The following is a 25,520-nucleotide window of genomic DNA, read 5'->3' on the forward strand; positions in this document are numbered from 1 at the left end:
CGCGCCGGCGAGCGCTGGATTGAAGAGATGCGGCTGGACAGGGGCTCTGCGGACCGGTCGCCCGAGAGCGGCCATGCGCTCAACCGCTCAGCCCCTTGCCGGCCGCAGCGACACGGCCATGAGGGCGGCGGCTCCTAGTCCTGTTTGGCGCGACGCGGCGGCAGCTGACGCCAGCGGCTGGAGCGGGCGGCGCTCGCCGGCGTGACGCGAGCTTTCGAGGCGTTATCGGCGCCGACGCGCCGGCCGACGAGCCACCAGCACATGCGGCCGCGGTGCCGGATGCTGACGAATTGCGGCGCCTGCGACAGGCTGGAGGACAAGGAGGCGCGCGATCCCGCCGGCCCGCCAAAGGCGGGCATGAGCGCCATCAGCTCGTCGACGGGGACCGGTTCGCCCCGGACCCGAAGGATGCGCTCCACCGCTTGCGCGCGCGTGACCCGCAGGGCGAGAGCGATGGCCGAACCGGCCGGCTCGGCCGCCTCCGCCGTCTTCTCCTTTTCAACCAGGTGTGCTTCGACCCGGTCTGCAGGCCTGGCGCGCTCCAGGCTGCGCATGGTCGACTGCAGGGCCAGCATCGTCCGATAATCGGCGCTCTCGGCCTTGAGGCGCGCATGCAGCTCGCCCCAGTAGGCCCTGAGCGTGTCGAGAGAGGTTTCGCTCATGGCGCACCTCACCGTTTCCACGATTTAGCTTAACATGACGCTGATGAAATCAGCTGACAAAAACCATCGGGGCCGTTGCGGGGGAAATCAGGACGTCGGCGCACGGAGAAGCCCGCCAGACTGGTCGACTGGCGGGCTTCTCGTAATACGCACGGTCTCTACTCTCGAGGCCGAGAGATTTAGCTTAAATCCGCTCAAGGGGCCGTTACGTTGCTCCAGGCGGCGCGGTCGGCGACCGCGCCGCCAGCGGCCCGGTGTGGGGCGGCGTTCCGCTCCGCTCAGCCTGAGTGAATGGCGTCCGGGTCAAGACCCGCATCGGTCATGGCGGCTGCGCCGCCCGGGCCGAAGCGTCGTCCGGACCTGGCCCTGCGCCGCGCCGGCGTCGAGCTCTGCCGCGAATTCGTACGACGCTTACCTTGAAGTCACCGCGCCCTGGCCTCTCGTCGCCAGAACGGAAAAAAGCACGACAGGCTTCGCTCAAGCCGCCTCGGATCGGCGCTCAGGCGAGCCCGCGTCGGGGATCGGCGGGATCGCCCAGGCCGCAAAGCGTTGCCGAAACTCCGCCTCGCTCAACAGCTCCACGCTGTCCATGTCGTCGAAACTGGCGCGGGTCCATGGCAAGTGCTTGCCCGCCAACACAAAGGGGCGGCCAGCGACGACGACGGCCGGCCGTTCAAGCCAGCTCATGAAGCAGGCGTCCACAGCGTCTGTCCCCCAGCGTTTGGCGCACTGACGGCAACCCATAGGCCCATCCGATTAAAGGTTCTCCGTCGACCGATTAAGCTAAATGCGGCGTAGACGTTCTTCAATGAGGCCGATCGACGTAGTCCTCGGCGCACGCCGCCGCGCTTTGGCGCTAAGCGGGGCCGATTTCGGCAGCTCGACCTCCCTTGGGGTGCCCCGATTTGGGCTCGACCGGGGGCGGAGCGGTGGTCAGGACCGAGGCGCTGCTCTGCGCGCGGGTCGCCTGACGTTGCGCTCGCGCTCTGCCACCCCCGGCCTTTGTGGTCCACCACTTCCGCAATCGCCTGCGGGTCCAAGGGCCGAAACGTCGCGTGTCCTGCAGTGATCGGCTGGCGTCAGCGGTGATGGGCTAGGCGACGCGCTGGTCCTGACCGGAAAGGACAGGGCGTCCAGAGTCAGGGCGGTGCTCAGGCTCCGGCGCGCGGCCGACCAGGCCTAAACGCATCGTGAGGCTAACCGCCTCCTCGCAGGCCTCGATCGCCTCTGAACCGCGGCGCAGGATCGCAGCCGTCACCCGTCCGCCAGGCTGTCGGGATCGCACATCCAAGTCCACCAACTTAACCCATGTCGACATCACCTGATACGCACAGGCATAGGCGGGATGCTGCTTTGCAAGGTCGCCGGCCGTGTCGACGAAATGGTCGGCGATGAGGTCCCGCATCTCCGCCTCCAAACCACGGATCTCCGCGGTGATCTGAGCCGGGTCCATCGGGCCTCCGGGAGACAAGGCCGCCTGGGCTGCTCTCAAGCCCTGGGCAATGTCGTGCGCCGAAATCTTTTGATCAGCCAAGTGCTCATCCAAAGTCCGGTAAAGCATTTCGAGGTCTCGTAAACACGCGGCGATCACGCGGGAGTGCAACCAGTTCACGATCCAGCTCCGGAGTCCCATCGCGTCTGATCCTTTATCTCGGCCGCCGCTCGGCATGAGTCTGTCAAGCGTGTTACGGAAAACGGTTCGGATCTCGGTGACCACCAGTCCGCGAAGTCGATCCAGCGTACTGCCAAACATACCAGGCGGATGATCGAATGCCACCAGGGTAATTACGGACTAATCCGAATTTTAGTTAAGGAGGCCCGCCTCCCACATAAATGCTGAAACGAACGCTTCGCTCAGATCACGGGCTGAGCGCGCGCAACTAGCCCTGGCATCGTGACGTCCTTAGCTAGCATGGGCGAGCCCAAGCAGGATGAGAAGTTGAATGACGCGGCGCAGAACGCAGCTGCGTTGAACAGCGCTAAGCTTCAGACCGTATTTCGGCACCTACAAATGCTCGTCGCCCGAGCATTCCCGGGCATGGGGCACGAAAGGTTCCCAAGACCTTTCTAGAGCCGGCCTCAGATCTCGACAGCCCTGGCGGGCCGAGTTCGGGCTGTCGCGCCAAGCCGTCGGGCGCCTGCAGCGCCGTAGGCCGCGCAGGCGTGGCGCGCCGGCGACAGCCAGCCTCCTCTCAATGCTCCTTAATGGGCTTAATGGGCTTAATGGGCACGATCGCTGCCACCCGGCGGGGCCCTGCCATGACGGACACTCCGTTGTCGCCCAATGTTGATGGCAGGTCACGCGTCGCTATTCGGCCCTGGCCTCAGTCTTACAGCTGTCCATGCCGGACACAGCCGGCGCATTTCGACTTCAGCCATCCCTGCGAACGTCCTGACCGATAAGGGCTGTCGCAGGCGCTTGCTGATGATGCCCTCAAGGCCGCGCCAGCAATGGCATAACAGCGCGTCATTGTCCTCATCGGTCGCATCCACAACGCAACGCCGTCGACCGGGCCGGCCTCTAAAGCCAAAGCAGCTCGGCTCGGCGTTCCTCCAGCGGCATAACCAGAATCTGTTCTGGTTGTGGTCCTGTTTGGACCGGGCTGCGAACTCGTTCGGGGTGAGGCCGCCGAGGCTCGTGTGAGGTCGGTGTGAACCGCGCCGGGTTTGTCGGAGGCTCCAACTCCTGAGAAGGTGGAGCTATGACGAGCAAGACGATGAACAAGTTCTCGCCTGAGGTGCGGTCCCGCGCGGTGCGGATGGTGCTGGACCACGAGGGCGAGCATCCGTCCCGCTGGGCCGCGATCTTGTCGGTTTCGGGCAAGATCGGCTGCACGGCGCAGACGCTGAACGAATGGGTCAAGAAGGCCGAGGTCGACAGTGGCCGTAAGCCCGGCCTGACCACGGACATGGCGGCCAAGCTCAAGACGCTAGAGCGCGAGAACCGGGAGCTTCGACAGGCCAACGAGATCCTGCGCAAGGCATCGGCGTATTTTGCCCAGGCGGAGCTCGACCGCCCGTTCAAACGATGATCGCGTTCATCGACGATCACCGTGAAGCCTATGGGGTCGAGCCGATCTGCAAGGCGCTGCCGATCGCCCCGTCAACTTACCATGCCCATCTCTCGCGGCGTGCCGATCCGACCAAACTCTCGATCAGGGCGAGGCGCGATGCCGACCTGTTGCCGGAGATCCAGCGGGTTCTTTGACGAGAACTTCGAGGTGTACGGCGTCCGCAAGGTCTGGCGGCAGATGAAGCGAGAAGGGCTCCAGCTCGCTCGCTGCACCGTGGCGCGCCTGATGAGAAGCGCGGGTCTGCACGGTGTTGTCCGCGGTAAGCCCATGCGCACCACCGTGGCCGACAAGGCGGCGCCGTGCCCGCTCGATCATGTGAACCGGGTTTTCCGTGCGCCGGGGCCTAACATGCTTTGGCTCTCGGACTTCACGTATGTCAGCACCTGGTCGGGCTTCGTCTATGTCGCCTTCGTCATCGACGCCTATGCCCGTCGCATCGTCGGCTGGCGCGTATCGCGGACCGCACACGCCAGCTTCGTGCTCGACGCGCTGGAGCAGGCCCTGCATGAGCGACGCCCCGTCCATCGCGGCGGCCTTGTGCACCATTCCGACCGGGGTTCTCAATACATCAGCATTCGATACACCGAGCGCCTCGCCGAGGCCGGTATCGAGCCCTCCGTCGGCAGCGTCGGCGACTCTTACGACAACGCTCTCGCCGAGACGATCAACGGCCTCTACAAGGCCGAGCTCATCCACCGACGCGGGCCGTGGCGAAGCTTCGAGGCCGTCGAGTTCGCCACGCTGACCTGGGTCGACTGGTTCAACAATCGCCGGCTGCTGGAGCCTATCGGCAACATCCCGCCGGCCGAGGCCGAGGTACGCTACTACGCCATGCTGGACGAGCCAGCCATGGCGGCCTGACTCAAACGACATGGCCTCCGGGAAACCCGGAGCGGTTCAGTGTTGTAGTCAATCGGCCAAGCTTCGGAAGCGATCGTGCGTGCCCGCAGCTTCGGTTCATAACGGGCGAAGTCCTCTGCGCTCCGTTCATGAAGGTTGACCAACCGTATGAACGTGGCGACACATTGATAAGCGGACGATTGCGCCCGATCGTTGGCGGCAAAGCCATACGCCTGACGAACAAAACTATCGGTAGATGTTGGCGAAACGCCGTGTCCTTCTTGGACGCCCGCTGGGTCAGCTGCCAAGGGGCGCGATATTCGCCGTCTGAGGACCCGAGCTGGTGGGCCGCCCTTGCGTAAACCACTAAGGCCTTTTCGGCCAGCGACCAGTCAACGCCAACAAGGTTTCGACACTCCGTGCAGTCTCGGATGCAAGACTTGATCAGTTTAGACGCACCTAATCGCTCATCCAACTGGCAATGCCCATGTGAATCACTCTTGATGCGGAACGTGGTGTTTCAGCTGGCTGCCGACGTCACCTTTTTCGATTCGTGCCAGCATCTGGCATAAGGGTCCGGCTCGCGCCTATTAGGAACAGCACTGAGCACGCGATAGTCGTCGAGTTCGGAGTCGCGCTAGGAAGCGGATGAGCCCTCGCGCAGCCGGCAAGTTCCCCGCCTTCGCGGCTGGTTCCAGGACCGGCTCTCCAATTGCCCCGCCGCGGCCCAGCCAAGGGCTTCGGCGAAGGCCTGACCCGCCGATGAGGACGAACTCATGTTCCCGGAAGCGGCCATATGCGGTAAGAAGTGGGGAGCTAGCGGATGTTCGGCGACCCCGCAGATTGTATGCGAGGTTCAACCTCTCGAATGATGATCTCTAGATCACATTTTGGTTTTTGGGGAAGATTGGTCACTATGAGCTATCCAGTCGTTACAATTCTAATTGGCGTCGCTTCCGCGTACTTGGTAGCAATCCTTATCGCAACTATGCTCTCACGGACTAACTTTCCACTTGCCAAAGGCGAAGGTCGAATTGGCTGCATTGATGGGCTGCGCGGGTATTTGGCAATATCGGTACTTGCCCACCACTTCATTATTTGGATGCAGACCACGCGCCTTGGCGGCACCTGGACCCCGCCAACAATTTTCTTCTTCAATCAGTTGGGAACCGCCGGTGTTGCCTTGTTTTTTATGACAACCGGTTTTGTTTTTTATCCGCGAGTACTCGTTGGTTTCAAGAGATGTTCGTGGGTCGCGATCTACACAACTCGTCTATTTCGCATCGTGCCGCTCATTATAGTTTCCGTATTCATTATCACCGCGGTCATTGCAATGCGAACCGGACGCGGTCCCGACAGCAGCTTTCCCGTGGCAGCTGCAAAGTGGATATCGACCTGGGGCGAGCCACCACTACTTCATTACCCGGATAGTGGACGCCTCAACGCCTATGTGCTTTGGTCACTCTGGTACGAGTGGTTGTTTTATCTATTCGTGCTTCCCGTGTGTGCATTAGCGATGGACCTGATGCGCGGCAGGCTTCCAAGCTGGGTGTTGCCCGTCGCGTTACTAACAATGGCGCTCGCCGCGCGTGTGGTGCAACTGCCCATCTCGATGACACGCTACTTGCCGTTGTTTGCGATCGGCATGCTTGCCTACGAGTGCCAGCGTCGAGAACGAATTGTACGTGTCCTACGAACACCTAGAATTGCAATTGCTGCTGCTTGCGCACTTGGGATCGGCATGGTTGCTGCTCCGACGCCATACGAATATGCTGCACCGTTTTTCGGTTTCTTCTTCGTCTGCGTAGCGTGCGGCAACAGTATGGGTGGACTACTTAGGACCAAGGGCGCCCTTGTGTTGGGTGAGTGCTCCTACGGTATATATCTGTTGCACGGTATCATCCTAAGCGTATTGTTCGTAGACGCTGCGGTGGTAATCGCGCCATTCACGACTGAGCAATTGCCCATGGTACTTCCGTTGGCTGTGATTCCGATTACGCTGATAACGGCCCTCACTTACATCCTTGTCGAACGTCCCGCAATCCGCGCTGGTGGCGTTTTGGCGAAACGCTGGACCGGTCGCCGACTACGATCCGATGCTGCCGAGTTAGAGGTAGCACCCTGAAGATTCAGTTCTCGTTCCCATTTTTAGGTTCCTTAGCCCTGGCTCATCAAGTCGCATGGAAACGAACTGACCTCAGGGTTGCTAACGGTCGAACAGCCTCAACTCGAAATTCGGACAGGCACGCCGCGCAGGCAACCGAGCTCGGCCGCGAATTGTGATGACGATCCCTTGAAGTCATCTTGTCCCCCAGAACGGAAACGTCAGACAGGCTCCGCTCAGGCCGGCTTGGATCGGCCCACATGCAAGCTCGATAAGCCGCGGTCAAACCGTAAGCGTTTGAGCAATCCTTTAGATTTATGTAATTCTGCGTATGGCTTACATCTGATCAAAAATCGGGTTGCACCGACCTTAAATGGAATTATCCTACACGTGTGGTGCGGGGTAGGACCGGCATCGGCCCATTGCTTAGGCTAGAGATCGCCAGCGAAACACGAGGCAGAATTTTGCGTAAATTGCTCATACTCGGAACGCGAGGAGTTCCAGCTCAACACGGCGGCTTTGAAACGTTTGCTGAGCAACTTTCCTTGTACCTCATTAAGTACGGCTGGGATGTGGTGGTCTACTGCCAGGATGACCGCAGTATATTTAGCGAGCGTGTCGAAAGATGGAATGGGGTTACTAGGCATGTATTCGGATCACCTCTAAGGGGGTCAATCGGCTCAGTCCTGTTTGACTTTCGATGCATGAGAGATGCACGTACTCGCGACGGCTACATCTTGGTCCTCGGATATAACACGGGCATCTTTTCGGCTTTGGCGAAGCTTCTCGGTTCGAGAATGGCCATAAATATGGACGGGATCGAGTGGAAGCGCTCCAAGTGGTCTGCACCTGTCAGAGCCTGGTTCTGGGCCAATGAGCGGCTCGCTGCTTGGGCTGGAACAGTGCTCATTGCCGATCACCCCTCGATAGCTCGGCACCTCGAACGCCGGGTTAGCAAGAGAAAGATCGTGACAATTCCATATGGTGCTCCAAGGATTACGTGGGCGCCTACCAAGCCCCTGGAGAATTTAGGACTGGAATCTCGAAAGTTCTCGATCTCGATTTGCAGAATAGAACCTGAGAACAGCGTCCTTGACGTAGTTCGAGCGTTTTCGGCTAAGGAACGAGGATCAAAGCTAGTCGTTCTTGGGTCACTTTCGGAAGCCAACCCCTATCACCAAGCGGTGAGAGCCGCTGCGAGTGAAGAGGTTCTATTTCCCGGGGCCATTTACGAGAAAGAGACTTTGGCGTCCCTGCGGCACCACTGTCTTCTTTACTGTCATGGGCATACGGTTGGCGGCACAAACCCCTCCCTCGTTGAAGCGCTTGGCGCAGGATGCGCCGTTCTTGCGCAGGACAACGAATTCAATCGTTGGACCGCAGGAACTGGTCAGTTTTATTTCCAGAGCGAAGAGAGCTGTTGTAGTCACTTTTCTGACCTATTGAACGACAGCAAGCGATTGGAATTGGCGCGAGCTCAAGCGGTATCTCGCCACGCTCGTGACTTCCAGATGGAACGCATAATGGAGGAGTATAAGACGCTGATTACAACCGCTTACCCGGCGCAATTTGGGGATCAGGAGGTCACGTCTGATCTCGCAGTCCGGAGCTAACTGCCAACTCTGGCGAAATGCTTGGTACCTGCATTAGCCCAGATCCAATGGGCGAAGGTGTCCGAACATCAGCAACATGTTGGTCCCGCGGAGCCTCTCTCGCTGCAGTTCGCACCTTGAATCAATCGTGAACGTGGCCCGTGACCCACGCTGTCAATCGCGAGCCGTGAGCAGATATCGTAGGAATGCGCCCCATTAACAAGGGTAGGCCTGCTAAATGGGACAGCTATGTAGCCATTTGAGACGGCCCCGCCGGCCAGAAAAGCAACATAGGGTACAGCAAAGTGAGTCCCTTGTACCCCTGCACCGAATAGCCAAGCACTAGCCCTGGGCGACAACGATTGGTTTAGGCGCATACTGGGTTCAGGGGACTCCGCCTCAAAATCCTCATCGTGAACGCTGTACTACGCTGGCAGTAGGATCATGCGACTCTGACTATTGAATTCCAAAGCTCGACCCGTTAAAATGTCTGAATGTCAAGATCGATGGCTACCCCACTAGTGCTTACCCCCACGCGTCATGACGATGATCGCGGCTGGTTCAGCGAAACTTATCGAAAAGACCGTTGGGCCGAGGCAGGGATCACGGCCAACTTTTTACAGGAGAATCAGTCATTCTCGGTGCATCGGGGCACGGTCCGGGGGCTACACTTTCAGCTGGCACCATTCGCGCAGGCTAAGCTGGTGCGTGTTCTTCTGGGCAGCATTTTCGACGTGGTGGTCGACCTGAGGCGTTCTTCGCCCGGCTACGGCCAGCATCAAGCCTTTCGACTCGATTCCGCGAAGGGTGAGCAGCTCTTTGTGCCGGCAGGGTTTGCGCATGGGTTCTGCACCCTTGAGCCAGATACAATGGTATCTTACAAGGTCGACGCCTATTACAGCGGCGAGCACGACCGCAATCTGCTGTGGAATGATCCGGCGCTAGGCATCGCTTGGCCGGTCGAAGCCGGAATGGCAATACTCTCCGATAAGGACAAGTCAGCACCGGCCTTGCGGGCGCTCAGCGTAGTCTTCGAATGATCCTGATCCATCAATGCTGATATTTTCTTCAGGGAAGAAGGGCAAGAAGCAATAGATTCCACACAATGTGAGCAGTTTAAAAATGGACCTTCAGCGACTATGATAAATTAGGAGCTCCTGTCCTGCCCCCGCGGCCCCAAAGGGGCAAGACGGGAGTACGGCAAATTATTCGGCTAAGCTTCTCAATGCCTGCCCGTACCTTGTTTTTCCAAATAGGTTTGCCCTGACAAGCAACTGCTCCCGATTGATGAACCCATTCACATACGCGATTTCCTCCAGCGCCGCGATCTGCATGCCCTGGCGTTGCTGGATGGTGCGGACGAATTCGCTTGCCTCTAACAGGCTGTCGTGGGTACCAGTGTCGAGCCAGGCGTAGCCGCGCGACATCAGCTCCACGTGTAGATCGCCGCGTTCCAGATAGGCGCGGTTTACATCGGTGATCTCCAATTCTCCGCGTGGAGAGGGCTTCACCGCCGCCGCTATTTCAAGCACGTCGTTGTCATAGAAATAGAGCCCCGTTACGGCCCAGGGTGACTCCGGCGAAGAAGGCTTTTCGACGATTTTGGTCGCCCGGCCGCACTTGTCCAGGCTGACGACGCCGTAACGCTCGGGATCGGTGACGTGATAGCCGAAAATGGTCGCCCCGGTCTCCCGCGCCCCGGCGCTGTGCAGCAGCTCGATCAGGCCCGCGCCGTAGAAGATGTTATCGCCCAGGACCAGCGCCACGCGATCGTCCCCGACGAAATCGCGGCCGATGACGAAGGCCTGCGCCAGCCCCTCCGGTCGCGGCTGCACGGCGTAAGCGAAGGATACGCCAAACTGCTCGCCCGTGCCGAACAGCAGGCGGTAATTGTCGACATACTCCGGGGACGAGATAATCAGGATCTCGCGGATCCCGGCCATCATCAGCACCGAGACCGGATAGTAGATCATTGGCTTGTCATAGATCGGCAGCAGCTGCTTGTTGATGGCCAGCGTCGCCGGATGCAGCCGGGTGCCGGATCCGCCCGCCAGAACGATGCCCTTCATGTCGTGCCTCGCTTCGATGTCGTCACGCCCGTGCGGGCCCGATGAGTTCGTCCAGCACGTCGCCCAGGGCCTCGCGCCAGGGCCGGGTCCGGACGCCGTACTCCGCTTCGATCCGCGCCGTCGACAGCCGTGAATTGCGCGGCCGCCGCGCCGGCGTGGGGAAGCAGGCCGTGGCGATGCCCTCGACCGGCGCGCTGGGGCCGCCGCGGCGCGCCGACAGTGCCATAATCTCGGCCGCGAAGCCGCGCCAGGTCACCTCGCCCGCGTTGGCGAAATGGAACGTGCCGACCGGCGCCGCCGGGTCCTGAGCCAGCCGCAGCGCGATCGTCGCCAGCGCCGCCGCGAGGTCGGCCGCGACGGTCGGCGTCCCAATCTGGTCGTCGACGACGCGCAGTGTAGGCCGCTCGACGGCCAGCCGCAGCATGGTCCTGACGAAATTCGCCCGGTGCGGGCTCACCACCCAGGATGTCCGCACGATGGCGTGCCGCGGATGGGCGGTGCGCACCGCCTGCTCGCCGCCTTCCTTGCTGGCCCCATAGACGCCAAGCGGCGCCACCGGATCGCCCACCTCATAGGGACGGCCGGCCGCGCCGTCGAAGACATAGTCCGTCGAGACATGCACCAGCGGCGCCCCGGCCCGCGCCGCGACGGCGGCCAGCAGGGCGGGGGCGAGGGCGTTGATCCGCCAGGCGGCGCCGACCTCTTGCTCAGCCCTGTCGACCGCCGTATACGCGGCCGCGTTGACGACGGCCGCGTAGCCTCCCCGTGCGATCGCGCGCTCGACGGAAGCCTCGTCCGTAATGTCGAGGGCGTCACGGCCCGGCGCGTGCAGGCTGACACCCTCCGGCCAGCCGCAGCGCTGCAGCTCAAGGCCGACCTGTCCGCCGCCGCCCAGGATGAGGATGCGCATCGGATCAGCCTCGGGCGGCCGCGAGGCCAAGTCGCTGGCCCTGATAGACGCCGTCGCGGACGGGACCCCACCAGCCGGCATTGTCGAGATACCAGCCCACCGTCTCGGCGAGCGCCTCTTCGAAGCTCTTCTGTGGCGTCCAGCCCGTCTCGCGCTCCACCTTTGTCGCGTCGATGGCGTAGCGCCGGTCATGCCCCGGCCGGTCAGTCACAAAAGTGACCAGCCGCTCATGCGGCGCAGCCTGCGGCCGCAACCGGTCGAAGGCGGCGCACACCGCCTTCACCACCTGCATGTTGGTGCGCTCCGAGCGCGCCCCGACCAAATAGGTGTGGCCGACGCGGCCGCGCTCCAGGATGGCGCAGAGCGCCCGGGCGTGATCCTCGACATGGATCCAGTCGCGCACATTCATCCCGTCGCCATAGACCGGCAGCGGTTTACCCTCCAGCGCGTTAAGGATCATTAGCGGGATCAGCTTTTCCGGGAATTGCCGCGGGCCATAATTGTTGGAGCAGTTGGAGATGAGCACCGGCAGCCCATAGGTCTCGCCCCAGGCGCGGGCCAGGTGGTCGGACGCCGCCTTGGAGGCAGAATAGGGCGAGCGCGGATCGTAGCGGCTCTCCTCGGTGAAGAACCCCTCCGGACCGAGCGAGCCATAGACCTCGTCTGTCGATACATGCAGGAAGCGGAAGGCATCCTTTTCGGCCGCGGGCAGCTTGTCCCAGTGGCCGCGCGCCGCCTCCAGCATCGCCTGCGTGCCCATCACATTGGTGCGCACGAAGGCACCCGGGCTGGTGATCGACCGGTCGACATGGCTCTCGGCGGCCAAATGCATAACGGCCTGAGGTCGGAACTCCGACAGCAGCGCGCGCATCCGCGGCCCGTCGCAGATGTCGGCCTCCACCAGGCGGTGGCGCGGATCGCCGGCCAGCGGCGCCAGCGACAGCGGGTTGGCCGCATACGTCATGGCGTCGATGTTGAGCACCTCGTGCCCGAGCGCCTTTACCAAATGAAGCACGAGTGCGGCGCCGATGAAGCCGCAACCGCCGGTGACTAGAATTCGCATCTTACCCGCCTATTTCTCCAACGTCTAAATGTCGCCGACGCTGCTCAGGACATACCAATCCGCAAAGCGCCTCACATCCATCTCGCGAGATCAACCTGACTTTCATAACGATCGCCCCCAGATCGGCCACGAGCGGGACTTTGACCAGCACAACCGACTTTGAGAAAGCTACACCGACCCGCGCTGAATGTACATCTCGGAATTGAAGCTCACCACGAACGCAAACGGAAAGTCCGGCAGATTAGGCGCGAACGGCAGCGACATTCTCCCCGATCATGCTCGAACAAACCAGCGCAACTTGATACGAAACCAACACCAGCTCTACAAGACACGGACGCCCTCGCGAAATCATCAATGCCGCACACGGAAAGGATGGCCGTGCGTAGTGACGTGACTGTGGCTTAAGTCCGAACTCTCCCTTGCCGTGGACGCAAACTGCATGCTAATCGACTCCGCAAAGTCTGGATCCGCTACACGCAACGGGAAGCAGGAGCCCAGGGTGTATGGGTCACCCCAGGTCAAACACCCTTTGCCCACAACATATCATCAAAGTAAGGCTAATTGGCTTATGCGCATCCTTTGTGTCCACCAAGGATTTGAATTGTATGGGTCTGACCGGACCTTTATTCAAGCCGTCACCTGGCTGCGGTCGGAATACCCTTTCTCAACTATTGATGTGGTGCTTCCGCAACAAGGCTCGATAGTTGCCCATCTAGTGCCACTTGCATCCCAAATAATTTTCGAAAAACTCTTCGTGCTTAGAAAAGCTGAACTACTGAAAATGATTTTTTCTGGTCTCGTTCGGTATCCTATTCGCGTCATGCAGGCTTGGTACCGGGCAAAAGAATACGATTTGATCTATATCAACACTTCGGTTGTGGTCGATTATATTGCTGCCACCCGCTTCATATCGCGGAGCAGCTTGGTACACATACACGAGATTCCAAGCGTAATGACCGGTCCGATATTGAGAGCGCTGATATCGTTCTCAGGCGCCGCGGTCTTATTCAATTCTAACTCCACACGTAACTCTTTTGCGCTCCCCAGCAACAAGAGAATTCATGTTGCCCTGAACGGCGTCGCAATTTGTCCCCCGCACAGGAGTGCGCCTGGGTATAACGGTGAACGGCCTCTTCGCGTATTGATGCTAGGGCGTTTGAACGCATGGAAAGGACAAGACCTTCTGATTGAGGCAATAAGTCGTTTAAGCGTTGAGATTCAAGAAAGACTGGATGTCCGTGTGCAAGGCAGTGAATTTTCGGATACCGGCTTGCGCTCTGCCCTAGAGAGCCGAATCGCTTCATTGGATTTGGCGAAAACAATCCAGTTACGTGCGTTCGATGATAATCCTCTGGATGCTCTTCTCTGGAGCGATGTGCTTGTGGTACCATCACGTCGCCCAGAGTCGTTTGGACTTGTTGCCATAGAAGCCATGGCTTGTTCGCGTCCTGTCATCGCGGCGCAACATGGTGGCCTGTCGGAAATAGTCGAGGACCCGCGATCCGGGTGGTTTTTTCGTCCCAATGATTCAAGTGATCTCGCCCGATGCATACAGTATGCTGTGGAAAATCCGCATGAAGTCCGCCTTCGGGGCAAAGAGAGTGCAACGATTTACGACGACAAATTCACTGAGCAAGCTGCTCGAAGCGCGTTCGTCGCGGCAATACGCGACCTTATCGGACTTGGCCCCTAGGTGATCTTGGGAAGCGATTGGCGCAGTACATGACCGACGCAGATTTGATTTTGTGTGAGCCGCGTGTTAAAATTAAAGATCGCTGCTCGAAGTGCGAGATCCGCCTGGCTCAGGAGGGTTCCCGAAACACGACGGATCATGTCAACCGTAAGTTCAACCGTAATTCCGCGAAGGTGTACAGATGGACGTGCTGGTGGCGGGCGGTGCAGGCTTCTTAGGTTCGCACTTAGTCGATAGGCTCCTGCAAAGAGACGAAATTACACGCTTAGTTGTTTTGGATAATCTCTGGACCGGGACCCGGTGTAATCTTCGGTATGCCGAAAGACGAGGGATCATCTTTGTTCACGAAGATGTTGAACATTTTTCGAGCTCTGTCCTGTTTGACGAAATTTACCACCTTGCATCACCAGCTTCGCCGTCCTGGTACATGAAAGATCCAATCAAAACTGTCACCTCCAATGTACTCGGCGCACTGCGGCTGCTCGATCTTCTCAAGCCGGGCGGGCTATTCTGCTTTACATCAACATCTGAAGTTTACGGGGATCCGCTGGTGAGCCCGCAACCCGAGACATACCGTGGATCAGTCGATTGCACCGGGCCTAGGTCGTCGTACGACGAAAGTAAGCGGTGCGTTGAATCAATTCTGTTCGAGGCGCGCCGTGTACATGGTACGCGTGTAAAGGTCGTGAGGCTATTCAACGTCTATGGACCGAGAACAAAAATCGATGATGGGAGAGCAATTTCGAACTTTATAGCTCAAGCAATGAGAGGAGGGCCACTTACTATTTATGGGAACGGCCTACAGTCTCGAAGCTGGGGTTATGTCGATGACATCATCAGCGGCCTGGAGCGGTATTTCTGGAGAGATAGGACCGAGTATCCCGGCCCTTTAAACATTGGAAATGATCGCGAAGTCTCCGTTATTGACGTTGCGCGTTTTATTCAGTCATGCTTTCCACAATGCGCCATACTCCATGCATCCCCCGCCCCGCAAGATCCGTCAAACCGGTGCCCTGACCTAAGTCTCGCTTCCACCGTGTTGCCCGGATGGTCGTGCAAGGTGCCATTTGAGGAAGGGGTAATCAGAACTATTGCGTGGTTTCGCGATAATCAGATTTCGGATCGAACCTAGATGCACGGGTAAGGAGGTACGAGACGACGGGACGGCACTGAATTTCGCCTTCATCCGGACAACAAGAAAAGAACGACTTACTGCTAACTCCACCGGACCGGAACCGCGCAACTATCCTTCTAACGATCCCAAATAAGATCAACTCCCCAATTAATGCAACAGTTAAGATGGGCGACGTGAACAGGGATTTTTTAAGCAGATACAGGCCTCGGAGGATTCTTAGATTGCTGACTTCCCCAACGGCCATGGAATACAAGTACCGGGTGAGCCCCCACTCGATGAATCTTCTTGTCGCGGGCGTTTGAAACGACCGGAGGACATGCTCGTAAGAGCGGACCATTCGTATCCCGTCATCAGACATCGAGTTCGACACGCAACGATAGCCGACCAACATTCCACGCGTTCTTACAAATTCAAACTTCCTCGCCAACTTCAACTGAAGTAACAGATCCTCACAACCGCCCAGTCCAGCCTCTCGCAATTCCTCGTCGAAGCGACCTAATTCATCCGTCAACACGCAACGACGGAGCAACATCGAACTCCCGTTTCCGATCAAATTGAGCACAAGCATCTGCCCGAAGACATTTCCAGATTGCCTAGGATTTGGATTCGATTTAATAACCATTCCTTTTTCGTCGATTATCCTCGAACCGCAGTAGGCGACGGCGACCTTCTCTGGGGACGATGCGAGACTTCCGGACATCCGTTCTAGGAACTCAGGGTGCCAAACGTCGTCCGCGTCGAGAAAGGCAACATATTCTCCACAAGCGACAGCTAAACCCGCATTCCTTGCGCTCGCGACGCCTCCATTCACCTTGCGTAGATATATGATGCGACGGTCGTCACAAGCTAAGCGCCTAACAACATCACCGGTGCGATCACTTGATCCATCATCAACAACAATTAATTCAAAATCCTCGAGGGTTTGATCTAAAACTGATCCCATCGTGGTCTCAAGTGTCCCGGCCGCATTGAACGCAGGCACAATGACAGAAACAAAAGGGCTGCCTGGGTCCGTTATTCTACACTTCACGGGTTACCTCGTCCAACACGCAGAGAACCCGGTCGGCCCAATTTCTCCAATTCAGGACTGACTCATATCTCGACCTTGCGGCGCAAGACATCGCATAATATCTTTCTCTATCTGACCAGATATCGATTACGGCCTGAGCGAACGCGTTTCCATCGCTTCCTTCAGCCAAAAGCAAGCCCGTCGTCCCATCAGCAACGATGGAAGAAACTCCACCCGTATTCGTCGCGACGACCGGAAGTCCAAAAGCCGCTGCCTCACAGAGGACGATCGGAGACGCCTCCGCCTGAGTGGGGAATATAAACAGGTCCGAATCTTTATAGAGTGAGTTGAAGAACTCCAGCCCCTTTGTGCTCGTCTTGTCGACAAAGTCAATTATTTTCACGCAGTCTGGAACACTTCCCCGGCCGGGTTTACATCCGACGACTGTGAGCGTCACGTCGTATCCCCATCTCCTGATGCAATTAATTGCCTCCACCGCAATATCGCCGCCTTTACGGTCCCAATGTACACCGACCAGCAACAATCGAACCGACTTCTCAGATCTGGGCCGCTGAGCCCGCAGGATTGGCCCGGCAGATATATGCAAATTAGCGCCCATATGAACGATTGCGGTCTTACTTTCTTCGACGCCGTAAGATGTGGAAGCCGATGCTCGGGCCCACTCGTTTGAGTACAACACAGACTTGGCTTTACTTAACGCCAAGCGCTCAAGTTGATCCCACGATCGTTTATTCCGGCGACCCATTGGCCTGAACTCAGGATAGTAATCCTTTATAGCTTCGACAGTTGCATCGGAATAATATAAAATGGGGATTTGCACGTCGAGATATGCAATCTGCTCGCACACTGCGACACAGAGAACGGCATCGAACTCCTCCTGGGCGAGCTTCCGGGAAAGGCATTTACCAATCCATCGGGATATCATTAGAGTCTTGAAAGGATCCCAATCAGAAGACCATTTACGTGAGCTACTCAGCTTCGCAAGGCGGCGCGCAACCCTCAAAATGAATGGTCTTGGGCCCGGAATGTAAGTAGCATCGGCTCTCTTCTGTAACTCGTGATGCATAAACCATGGAATACCAGACCATACCCTTGGATCGGCCGGGTCACCAGGAAACAGTACCGCGATACGGGTTCGCTCTTGCCCCGAAGGCAGTTGCAGCCTTTGTTCGCCCGAGTTTGATGCGTGCGCGACCGCAGGGTACGATTTCCATCGCCAGCGCCACATCCCAATATACCTCTGTAGCCGTCATAGATAGACTTCACTCAGGAAAGCTCCGAATAGGCCCGCCTAAGCTGCCGACCTTTGAAAATAAATATATACAGCAACCAACATACGCACAAGAGAGCGGCGGACACCGATCTGTCCCAGACCAAAGGTGCCACTGCAGTCGTCGACAGGAAGGCAACGCCTATCAGTGTCAACGATGGTACAAGGTTGCGAAGCCCAACACGGAGCAGGCCCGCTGCCGAAAACAGCATCAGCGCATCCACGCAGACCCGCGCCGTCCAGACAACCGCTGCTCCGACCAGACCAAAAAGGAAACATGCCGCAGCTGAACACGCAAAATACGGGACTACCTGGACGAAATTGAGTTTTCCAATTCTCGCTTGTCCACCTGTCGCCTGAAGTCTGGCAAAAGGAACAGTTGCAACGCAGTTAGGCCAAAGCCCAAGCAACATCACTGAAATTATGGGGGCCGTCTCGCGAGCGTACTCCTCCCCTATCCACAACTTTACAATCGGCTCACTTTGTAATGCCAACGTTACGATAACCGGAGTAACGATGACACTTAACAAAAAAATCGCATGCTCCGCAAATTCGACGCTTGCGTCGTAACCCAAAGCTGAAAATCGAGGAAACGCTGTGCGATACACGCTAGTAGGGATTAATCTAATCAGCCTGACGAAGTTATAGGCAATGGACTGATATCCAGCAGCAGTGGCTCCGAGAAGGTAACCGACGATCAGGCGGTCAACCGTCTCCAATAACGGAATAATCAGAGTTGTTGCCGCAATCCAGGATCCCCTTCCGACCATTTCAAACAATGCCACTTTGGAGATTATAGGCCTGACTTGAAGCCCCGCTTGTCTCAAGGCCAGTAGCACAATGGGCGGAGTTGCCACAATGCGAATCAATGCGGACGAAAAAAAGATCCACACTGCCGCGGGCTCTAGCAAATAGAAGAACGCGATTGGCATTAAGTTTCCAACAATCGCATTCGCAATGTTAAAAACGTTTGCAACGTGAAAACGTTCCGATCCCTCCAAGACCCCGAGCGGTACAGTCCCGATATTTATCAGGGCTATAGTGATTGTAAACCAAAAAGCCGACAACTTCCAACTTTCTGACAGGCTCGAATAGTATATAACTGCAACGGCTCCGCCGCCAAGCGCAACGGATACCAGGGACAGAAATAGAAAACCTGTCCAGAAGACTGTTGAACGTCTCGGAACCTCAGCACGCGATGTCGAGGATATCTCCGCTGCAATCACCCTTCCAAAACCAAAATCGAAAAAGGTAAAGTAGCTGATCAGGGTCCACATTAGCGCCACAGCACCGAATGCCGCGCTGCCCAATTCTCTAATGTAGATCGGCGTTGCCACGACCATAATGACAACGGGACAGACCGAACTCAAAAAATTGATTACGATATTTCTTCGGAATGGCATCTTTTTTCCCTGATCTCAGTTCTGAAAACCCTCTTGATATTGGCCTCCTAACGAACCCATATCGCTCATCTTGGATCCGCGCCCGGACCAGCTCCCCAGATAATTTGGTTTCCTTCCACAGATACGTCCGCATCCCGGTCAATAAGGATGCTTCGTTTTGTTTGAGAGCCGGCGAATACGCTACCCTTTACAGCGCCGCTGGACTGCTTCTCAAATCGAATGGCCGCCCCGGTCCTTCCCGAATTGGCAAAACGGCAGCTGTCAATGTTGACTGATACCGACGTTGCATTGACCCTCGCTCCCTCGTCGAGGTTCTCGAACCAGCAATTTCTAAAAGATATATTCTGACAGCCATCGACCAGAACACCCAGACTGCCATTTTGGCACGTGACCGTTTCGAAACTTATCGCAGCCGGAACAGGCCCCCCCACACGACCGCCCTGTACCAATTTGATTACGATACCGCCGGTTTCCGCCCAGAAGTCGAAATGTACCTGCTGAAATACGATTTGGCCGGCTTGGCCTTCTATATGCAATCCGGATCCCAGCTGCGTCGTCGCTGAATTCACAACCGCGATATCGCGAAACGTCAGAAACTGGTTCGGAAGGAGGTAGTCTTCCTTTCCACCGATTAACTCGATGCCGGATTCAAAGTTGACGATCTCCAACCTCTCAAATGAGGACCACCACAAGCCGCCGTGAGCTAAACCAACTGTCGACGGTGTTGCTGTTATGTTGATCGCTCGCATGCCCGATACCGGCCTGGATCCCCATTGACCGGCACTCAACGTAAGGTCTCGTAGACCAGAGAACCGGACGGGACCAGCGGCGACTCTGATCAACGTCGAAGACTCGCCAGTGGCTAGAATCGTACTTACACCTCGTCCCGAGCCGCAGAGAACCACACGATCCCGTAGTGTCAGCCCCTTCACAGGGTAGATCCCAGGTGAAAGCACAACAATACCAAGCTCGTGTTGATTAGCATAATCGATTGCAGACTGGATTTCCACTGTTTTGTCTTTACCGGGGTCCTTGTTCGCAGGTATGCTAAGCGCGAACGGCTTGCCCCCGGGCGTAGCCGTAAGTACTGCGCTAGCAGCAGTCAAGAAAACATCACGACGCCTCATTTTTTCGGCCTCCAAGCGTCTTAGATGGCCCAATTGCCACCGCTCTTTTCAGAAATGCCATTGCATAGTACCAATAAGGGTACCGCACGCGCCGTTCATTTTTGACGGATATCTGCCTGAGACCCGACAACAAAGCGCGCAAGGAAAAACCGATGAACCCAATAATTGAGACTACAAAGGCTGCCAAAGTACCCTGGCGTTCCCCGATCACGACAAGGAGGCTCTCAATCCATTTGTCCGAAAAGAATCTCCCGCCCGTTTTTTGGGTTCCACCTTGAAGATGAAGGACTTCGACATTAGGACAGTACCTAAGGGTGTAGCCTCGCATTCTCATTCTTTCACCCCACTCCACGTCCTCGCCATACATAAAAAACCGTTCGTCGAGACCACCGACTTGCTCGACTACTACCTTCCGAACTAAAAGACACGCTGCGCAAAGCCAATCAACGTCAATGTGATGCAAGGCCAGCAGAGGTGGAGACGACAAGTAGATTGACTTCACTGAGCCAAAAAAGCGATGTATCCCTAATAGATGGGCCGCCGAGTTCATTACAGTAAAGCGCCATCCACAATCGCCGACCTGATGAGACCCATCTTCGTTGATCAGCTTTGGGGAAACAGCCCCGACGTTGACATCTGACTCCAACATCTCAATGAGCGGCTGTATGTCATTGGCGTCCCGAAGGAATGCGTCTGGATTCAATAAAAAAATATAGCTCCCACCGCACAGTTCCATACATCTGTTATTTGCCCGGGCAAACCCTAAGTTCTCGTCGCTAACATAAAGTCTGACCCTTGGAAATTGCGCTCTGATAATATCCTGAAGTTCCGGTTCATTTTGGTTGTCCCAAACAATTATTTCAGCAATTTTTTCGTCGAGAGCCATCAACGGCAGGAGACACCGCTCGATGAGCTTTGCCGACCGGAAGGTAACTATAATGATGGAAATCTTCGGCTCACAAGGGCTCTCAGCCATATCTAGAATCATCCTTCGCCATGGATCGTTTTTGATGTATGTCGGCTTTGGTCGACCGTTGCTGAATGGTCACGAGGCTGCACCATTGATGTTTGCTCCGCCCTGAGCATAAGTCCGAACAGAAAACCAGTGAGGAGATTTAGACCGCCTGGACTGAACCATCCAGATGTAGTTGGAAATGTGAGGACGATAGACCCTATGATAAGGAATTTAGTTGGCATTGTCGGGCCATAAGGCCTGTAGCTAAAGCATAGCTTGTGCATCAAGGCTAGGCAGCGAACAAGTAACAGCACTCCTACAATACCGGCCTTCACCAAAATGTAGATAAAGCCGTTATGAAAGACCGGCACCTCAGTGAAGGTTGACTCCGGATCGGGCCCAAGCTTAATGCCAAGCCCAAGCGGACTTGTAGCGCCACCCCCCCGCCCAAACAGGTGACCAAAAAGGCCCGTGTCGGCCCATGATTTGTAGCCGGCGTAGCCTTCAAAAGCTCTCCAAAAGTCATTAATGTCGCCCAACCCAGAATACGGGTACGGTATCCATTCGCGAAGAAATCCAGGCAATTGCGAAACAATCTCGAGTGCAACTCGCTGGGAAACAAAAACTGTATAAACAGGAAGTGCCAACGCCAAAACAAGTGCGATGATGATAATCAAAAGCAGTGAAAGAGTCTGCGGCCTTCTTCGTAAGCAAAACCCGATCAGCCCGACGGCGAAAATGACCCACTGGGACCGAGAGTCCGCAACATAAATAAGCAGGGGAATAAGCGACAACAAGACACAGGCTAAAACCACACTTACAATTGAGCTTGATTTTCTGAACGAGAGTATGCTCAGGGCGAAAGGTAATAACATGACCGACGGAGATGCGAAGCCGATTGCAGCTCTGTATTCATCTCGGGGCAAGCCCGCCAGCGAAGGGTCCGTAGTGCCCCAGAGAAAAATGCAACCGGCAACGACGCCTGATAACATTAACGGAAGACTTAAATCCCCGGGGATAAGGCCACGTCCTGCGCCGATACCAGCAATTAGAGCTACTGGAAATACCGAAAAGTAAAAAACGTCCTTTGCAATACCATAAATTGAACCAGAACTGAAAATCCCAACCAACAAGACCAGCAATGCCAAGACTATGACACAGTATATGAGCGATCGAACTTCCTGAGGAGGCGTTATCGATGGCCAAAATATCCCAATAATTACAATCATTGACGCGAATACGTACCCTTTAGATGCTAAGCTGGATAGGATGACAACCAGCGCGACTGTAAAAACCCGCACGTTGTGCTCCCAGCGAAGCCTAGCGCTAACCTCCCGTGTACGCGCTGCGAGGCCGAGATTCAAGAGGGCACATCCTTGTAGTATTTATTATAGGCGTCACCTCGATCTGTTTCCAACCGACGCAACTCCCAAACGTTTGCTTTGTTCAAAATCGTCCCCAGCACAAGTCCGTGAAAGGGCAGCGATCTGGATAGTACCTCTGCGACTGCGTCCTTTGATGTCTTTCCCCACTCAACCACCAAAACATATCCGTCGAACAAGTGAGCTGAAGCCTTAGCATCGACAACGGGCAACACAGGTGGAAGGTCAATTATAATCAACTCATAGCCAGTGCGGAGCACATTGATCAAACTTTTGAGGTTTTCCGACGATAACGTCCTTGCGGCATCAGAGTAATCAGGAGTGGATCCCGCCGGCAGGATGTTCAACCCCGTCTTTTCGTCAGTCCAGACCAGGGTCTCTAAGCTTTGCGCCCCCGAAAGTGCGGCCAGAATTCCGCCTTCCATCTCCAACGTTAAGTCACGGGTCAACTGTGGGTTACGAAGATCACAGTCGATTAGCATTGTCCGGCGACCTGAATTTGCGGCCATCTGCGCTAAGTTGAAGGCGACAGACGTCTTCCCTTCTCCCGGAAGGGCAGAGATCAGACCGATCACTTGAACGTCACGCCTCGCGCTTTCTATATCCCGTGATACAACGACGTTACGCAAGGTCTCAGAGAAGCGCGACAATGGGGCACTGATGGCATATCCCATCAGTCCTACTAGCACTTGGTCAGTGGGGGCTACACTGTCACGTTTGACTGGGTTCTTGACCATTGTTAGGCCATTGATGGCAGGAATGACCCCGAAACATTCGATTCCCAGGAACCCTTCAATCTGCCTGCTAGTCCTGAGAACATGGTCGAGCGCGTCTCGCGCTAGCGCTACGGCGACGCCCGCTATGCATCCAATAAGAGTAGATCCAAACAGGAACAACCCAACACGCGGGAAAGCCCTCTTCGTCGGTTCAGCAGCAGCCGAAATAACGCGCGCTTCGGTAAGTGGAATGGTTTGTTGCTGCGCAGTTTCCGTCGCGCGTCGTAGGAAGCTCTCGTAGGTAGTCTTGATTGACTGGGCCGTACTTTCCAACTCGCGTAACTTAACCTGCGCTTGACCGGCTACTTCAGACTTTTCGATCAAAGTGTCGAGGCTTCTTTGCAACGAAATCTGACGAGCGCGCGAAATCTCGACATCACTCTGATAAGTCTCGGCAATTCGGTTAAGCTCCTCTGCGATGGACCGCCTGACATCCTTCATCTGGCCTCTTACAGCTGTGACGGCGGCGTGGTTCGCTCCGTATCTTGTTGACCAGTCGGCTTCCTTCGAAGAGAGATCGAGGTATTGACCACGGAGTCGCGTGATCAACTCGCTTTTAAGCGCATCAGCTACTGAGGCGTCGGGGAGCTCAGAACGGGCTACATCTCGAATTCGCTCAAGGCGGGCCTGCGCCTCCGCCAGCACTGCGTTCGCCTGAACCAGCTGATTGTTCACATCCGCTAGTTGTTGATCATTGATCGTTCCCCGACCGGTTGATACCAATCGATGCTCCGCCTTGAAGTTCTGAACTGCCCTTTCGGAATTTTCCACCTGCTCGCGAAGCTGGCTAATTCTGTCATTGAGCCATAAACTCGCACGCTTGGTTGCGTCGTACTTAGCGTCGAGTTCGCCCACTATGTACGCATCCGCTATTGCATTCGCAACTTTTGCTGATAAGGCAGGGCTATCTGAAGAATACTCAATCTGCAAGACATAGGTAAGGCCTACACGTCTGACCGAAACGCTCTCAGAAAATTTCTTGAGTGCATCTCTTTCCATCGAGCTTACAGGCCCTATTCTCCCTTCCCCCGCGGCTACCTCATTTGCTGCGCCCGCCATCTCAGGTATGTTGGCCAATTTAAGAGCTCGGATGACCTTCAGTGCTAATGCATCGGATCGCAAAACCTCCACCTGACTCTCTACGGCAGCGCCCTCGAGCTGAGAATCTGCATAAGCCGACGTAGCTTGGAATGGTTGGCTTTTACGAGTATCGATCAGAATTGTCGCAATTGAGGAGTAACGCGGAGTCGTCACGAGTAGGAATATAAGGCACAGCGTGAGAGCGGCGCCTGTAACTGCGCCAATTAGCGGCCAATGTCTCTTAACGAGCGAAACCACGTCACCTAAGGTGAACAGGTGGCCTTCCCCCTCCCGAGAACGGAAATAGACATCATCAATCGAACCAGGGCGCGAACCCGATATTTGAAGCATCAATATTTCCTGACTCGCCGGCACCTCGACCACAGTCGGCGCACGGCTTATCCGTCGCCCGCCACTTGCGATGGAGACCGTTCATTATCACGTTCGCTCGGACTCGGCAATCGCGATCAGTTTCCTATACCTCGCGGCATTCATGCGGAGCCGGACAGTTCCGGCCCCTTCGCACGATCGATCTGCAATCGCGGCTTCAAATGAATCTGATGATTTCGTGGTCCAGTACAAGGCATGTGAGGCGGCCAGTTGCGTATGCACCCGTATCGATGTTTATACGGCTAGGTCTAAGATCCGGCCGCTCAACAATGGAATGACCATGTACAACGATAGGCAGCTCGTCTTTGTAGCTTGTCAGGAAAGGCTCACGAATCCAGAGCAAATCGTCTGTGCTTTGGAGATCAATCGGAATCCCGGGCCGCACTCCGGCGTGCACAAAAACGAAGCATCCACATCGAAACAATGTCCCGGAGCGTCGTAGGAAGTTCTGGTGGGCCGCAGGTAGGCACGATCGCAGCTTCCTACGAACTCCGCCTTCGGTCTCCGCAAAAGAGCCCGCGATCCCATAGGATTTAAGCGTTTGTCGGCCACCAATATCTTCCCATTCGCTTAAGCTCCCGGTTCCGTCCAGGAAGTCAAGTAGTGATTGCTCATGATTTCCGCGAAGACAGATCACGTTAAGGCGAGCCCGTTCTCTTGATATGAGTAGCTCAAGGACCTCGCGTGACCAAGCGCCTTTATCAATATAATCGCCTAGATAAACCTCAAACGGGCGCCTTACCGGGTTGCTTGACTCGAACCTATCGATTGCCGCAAACTTCTCTTTCAAGAGGTCTGCCCTGCCATGCACGTCCCCGACAGCATATATTCTTATCTTCAGCGGGGCTAACAACGAACGTCTTTCAATTGCGTACAACGTAGTCCTCGTATCTGGAACGAGCGTCTGCGTTCTTTCAGACATGCATGTTGTAATATCGACTCACACGCCTTAAAATACATGTTTT

At 56.2% G+C, this 25,520-nt stretch carries 19 protein-coding genes, 1 pseudogene and 1 other annotated feature; of the genes and pseudogenes, 6 read left to right on the forward strand and 14 right to left on the reverse strand.

The window, feature by feature from the left end; genetic code table 11:
- Window positions 1-134: 134 nt before the first annotated feature.
- The 3 genes from ACYVO7_RS21185 to ACYVO7_RS21195 form a co-directional block, all read right to left on the reverse strand.
- A complete protein-coding gene (locus ACYVO7_RS21185; RefSeq protein ID WP_460451772.1) occupies window positions 135-662 on the reverse strand; it encodes a hypothetical protein in 528 nt (175 codons plus the stop codon).
- 477 nt (window positions 663-1,139) lie between these two features.
- Entirely contained in the window at window positions 1,140-1,349 is a 210-nt protein-coding gene (locus ACYVO7_RS21190) for a hypothetical protein (RefSeq protein WP_460451773.1), read from the reverse strand.
- 406 nt (window positions 1,350-1,755) lie between these two features.
- Complete coding sequence (locus ACYVO7_RS21195) at window positions 1,756-2,274, reverse strand: hypothetical protein (protein WP_460451774.1); 519 nt, start codon at window positions 2,272-2,274, stop codon at window positions 1,756-1,758.
- 1,090 nt (window positions 2,275-3,364) lie between these two features.
- On the opposite strand from ACYVO7_RS21195, the pseudogene ACYVO7_RS21200 reads away from it, so the two are divergent.
- The 4 genes and pseudogenes from ACYVO7_RS21200 to rfbC all read left to right on the forward strand — a co-directional run bounded on the left by ACYVO7_RS21200 (window position 3,365) and on the right by rfbC (window position 9,312).
- A pseudogene (locus ACYVO7_RS21200) lies at window positions 3,365-4,597 on the forward strand (IS3 family transposase).
- Window positions 3,649-3,765: a sequence feature (AL1L pseudoknot), on the forward strand. It overlaps the preceding pseudogene by 117 nt.
- An 895-nt stretch (window positions 4,598-5,492) precedes the next feature.
- On the forward strand, window positions 5,493-6,701 hold the full coding sequence (locus ACYVO7_RS21205; RefSeq protein WP_460451775.1) for an acyltransferase family protein: 1,209 nt from the start codon (window positions 5,493-5,495) through the stop codon (window positions 6,699-6,701).
- 374 nt (window positions 6,702-7,075) lie between these two features.
- Window positions 7,076-8,293 carry a DUF1972 domain-containing protein gene (locus ACYVO7_RS21210; protein WP_460451776.1) on the forward strand — a complete coding sequence of 406 codons (1,218 nt, stop codon included), beginning with the start codon at window positions 7,076-7,078 and terminating at the stop codon, window positions 8,291-8,293.
- Between the two features lie 500 nt (window positions 8,294-8,793).
- Window positions 8,794-9,312, forward strand: coding sequence for a dTDP-4-dehydrorhamnose 3,5-epimerase (gene rfbC, locus ACYVO7_RS21215; RefSeq protein WP_460451777.1), 519 nt, complete (start codon window positions 8,794-8,796; stop codon window positions 9,310-9,312).
- 165 nt (window positions 9,313-9,477) lie between these two features.
- Here the strand turns inward: rfbC and rfbA are convergent, their stop codons facing one another.
- The 3 genes from rfbA to rfbB are packed head-to-tail and all read right to left on the reverse strand — an operon-like array spanning window position 9,478 to window position 12,314.
- Window positions 9,478-10,341 carry a glucose-1-phosphate thymidylyltransferase RfbA gene (gene rfbA / locus ACYVO7_RS21220; protein WP_460451778.1) on the reverse strand — a complete coding sequence of 288 codons (864 nt, stop codon included), beginning with the start codon at window positions 10,339-10,341 and terminating at the stop codon, window positions 9,478-9,480.
- Between the two features lie 22 nt (window positions 10,342-10,363).
- A complete protein-coding gene (rfbD, locus tag ACYVO7_RS21225) occupies window positions 10,364-11,251 on the reverse strand; it encodes a dTDP-4-dehydrorhamnose reductase (RefSeq protein WP_460451779.1) in 888 nt (295 codons plus the stop codon).
- Between the two features lie 4 nt (window positions 11,252-11,255).
- Window positions 11,256-12,314, reverse strand: coding sequence for a dTDP-glucose 4,6-dehydratase (rfbB, locus tag ACYVO7_RS21230; RefSeq protein ID WP_460451780.1), 1,059 nt, complete (start codon window positions 12,312-12,314; stop codon window positions 11,256-11,258).
- Window positions 12,315-12,882: 568 nt separating this feature from the next.
- On the opposite strand from rfbB, the gene ACYVO7_RS21235 reads away from it, so the two are divergent.
- Both ACYVO7_RS21235 and ACYVO7_RS21240 read left to right on the forward strand, forming a co-directional pair.
- Window positions 12,883-14,007 (forward strand): glycosyltransferase family 4 protein, encoded by a 1,125-nt coding sequence (locus tag ACYVO7_RS21235; protein WP_460451781.1) that lies wholly within the window; start codon window positions 12,883-12,885, stop codon window positions 14,005-14,007.
- Between the two features lie 181 nt (window positions 14,008-14,188).
- A complete protein-coding gene (locus tag ACYVO7_RS21240; RefSeq protein WP_460451782.1) occupies window positions 14,189-15,139 on the forward strand; it encodes an NAD-dependent epimerase/dehydratase family protein in 951 nt (316 codons plus the stop codon).
- Here the strand turns inward: ACYVO7_RS21240 and ACYVO7_RS21245 are convergent.
- The 8 genes from ACYVO7_RS21245 to ACYVO7_RS21280 all read right to left on the reverse strand — a co-directional run bounded on the left by ACYVO7_RS21245 (window position 15,096) and on the right by ACYVO7_RS21280 (window position 25,477).
- Window positions 15,096-16,172 (reverse strand): glycosyltransferase family 2 protein, encoded by a 1,077-nt coding sequence (locus ACYVO7_RS21245; protein WP_460451783.1) that lies wholly within the window; start codon window positions 16,170-16,172, stop codon window positions 15,096-15,098. The genes ACYVO7_RS21240 and ACYVO7_RS21245 overlap by 44 nt on opposite strands.
- The gene (locus ACYVO7_RS21250) at window positions 16,162-17,097 is read right to left on the reverse strand and encodes a glycosyltransferase family 4 protein (protein ID WP_460451784.1); all 936 of its coding nucleotides are present in this window, start codon (window positions 17,095-17,097) and stop codon (window positions 16,162-16,164) included. Before ACYVO7_RS21250 ends, ACYVO7_RS21245 begins: the two co-directional genes overlap by 11 nt.
- Before the next feature lie 341 nt (window positions 17,098-17,438).
- Window positions 17,439-18,845, reverse strand: coding sequence for an oligosaccharide flippase family protein (locus ACYVO7_RS21255; protein WP_460451785.1), 1,407 nt, complete (start codon window positions 18,843-18,845; stop codon window positions 17,439-17,441).
- Window positions 18,846-18,910: 65 nt separating this feature from the next.
- Window positions 18,911-19,594 carry a right-handed parallel beta-helix repeat-containing protein gene (locus tag ACYVO7_RS21260; RefSeq protein WP_460451786.1) on the reverse strand — a complete coding sequence of 228 codons (684 nt, stop codon included), beginning with the start codon at window positions 19,592-19,594 and terminating at the stop codon, window positions 18,911-18,913.
- Between the two features lie 364 nt (window positions 19,595-19,958).
- Window positions 19,959-20,948: a glycosyltransferase family 2 protein gene (locus ACYVO7_RS21265; protein ID WP_460451787.1), complete on the reverse strand. Its 990-nt coding sequence runs from the start codon at window positions 20,946-20,948 to the stop codon at window positions 19,959-19,961.
- A gap of 8 nt (window positions 20,949-20,956) precedes the next feature.
- The gene (locus tag ACYVO7_RS21270; RefSeq protein WP_460451788.1) at window positions 20,957-22,075 is read right to left on the reverse strand and encodes a hypothetical protein; all 1,119 of its coding nucleotides are present in this window, start codon (window positions 22,073-22,075) and stop codon (window positions 20,957-20,959) included.
- A 212-nt stretch (window positions 22,076-22,287) separates the two neighbouring features.
- Window positions 22,288-24,516, reverse strand: coding sequence for an AAA family ATPase (locus tag ACYVO7_RS21275; RefSeq protein WP_460451789.1), 2,229 nt, complete (start codon window positions 24,514-24,516; stop codon window positions 22,288-22,290).
- Window positions 24,517-24,712: 196 nt separating this feature from the next.
- Window positions 24,713-25,477: a metallophosphoesterase family protein gene (locus ACYVO7_RS21280; protein ID WP_460451790.1), complete on the reverse strand. Its 765-nt coding sequence runs from the start codon at window positions 25,475-25,477 to the stop codon at window positions 24,713-24,715.
- Window positions 25,478-25,520 lie beyond the last annotated feature (43 nt).

It is taken from the genome of Alsobacter sp. SYSU BS001988 (assembly GCF_054796215.1).

Coding starts and splice junctions, on each gene's coding strand:
- ACYVO7_RS21260 (WP_460451786.1), bottom strand. CDS start 19,594: ATGCGAGCGATCAACATAACAGCAACACCGTCGACAGTTGGTTTAGCT.
- rfbA (WP_460451778.1), bottom strand. CDS start 10,341: ATGAAGGGCATCGTTCTGGCGGGCGGATCCGGCACCCGGCTGCATCCG.
- ACYVO7_RS21185 (WP_460451772.1), bottom strand. CDS start 662: ATGAGCGAAACCTCTCTCGACACGCTCAGGGCCTACTGGGGCGAGCTG.
- ACYVO7_RS21280 (WP_460451790.1), bottom strand. CDS start 25,477: ATGTCTGAAAGAACGCAGACGCTCGTTCCAGATACGAGGACTACGTTG.
- ACYVO7_RS21235 (WP_460451781.1), top strand. CDS start 12,883: ATGCGCATCCTTTGTGTCCACCAAGGATTTGAATTGTATGGGTCTGAC.
- ACYVO7_RS21275 (WP_460451789.1), bottom strand. CDS start 24,516: ATGCTTCAAATATCGGGTTCGCGCCCTGGTTCGATTGATGATGTCTAT.
- ACYVO7_RS21255 (WP_460451785.1), bottom strand. CDS start 18,845: ATGCCATTCCGAAGAAATATCGTAATCAATTTTTTGAGTTCGGTCTGT.
- ACYVO7_RS21190 (WP_460451773.1), bottom strand. CDS start 1,349: ATGAGCTGGCTTGAACGGCCGGCCGTCGTCGTCGCTGGCCGCCCCTTT.
- rfbB (WP_460451780.1), bottom strand. CDS start 12,314: ATGCGAATTCTAGTCACCGGCGGTTGCGGCTTCATCGGCGCCGCACTC.
- ACYVO7_RS21205 (WP_460451775.1), top strand. CDS start 5,493: ATGAGCTATCCAGTCGTTACAATTCTAATTGGCGTCGCTTCCGCGTAC.
- ACYVO7_RS21265 (WP_460451787.1), bottom strand. CDS start 20,948: ATGGCTGAGAGCCCTTGTGAGCCGAAGATTTCCATCATTATAGTTACC.
- ACYVO7_RS21240 (WP_460451782.1), top strand. CDS start 14,189: ATGGACGTGCTGGTGGCGGGCGGTGCAGGCTTCTTAGGTTCGCACTTA.
- ACYVO7_RS21250 (WP_460451784.1), bottom strand. CDS start 17,097: ATGATATCCCGATGGATTGGTAAATGCCTTTCCCGGAAGCTCGCCCAG.
- rfbD (WP_460451779.1), bottom strand. CDS start 11,251: ATGCGCATCCTCATCCTGGGCGGCGGCGGACAGGTCGGCCTTGAGCTG.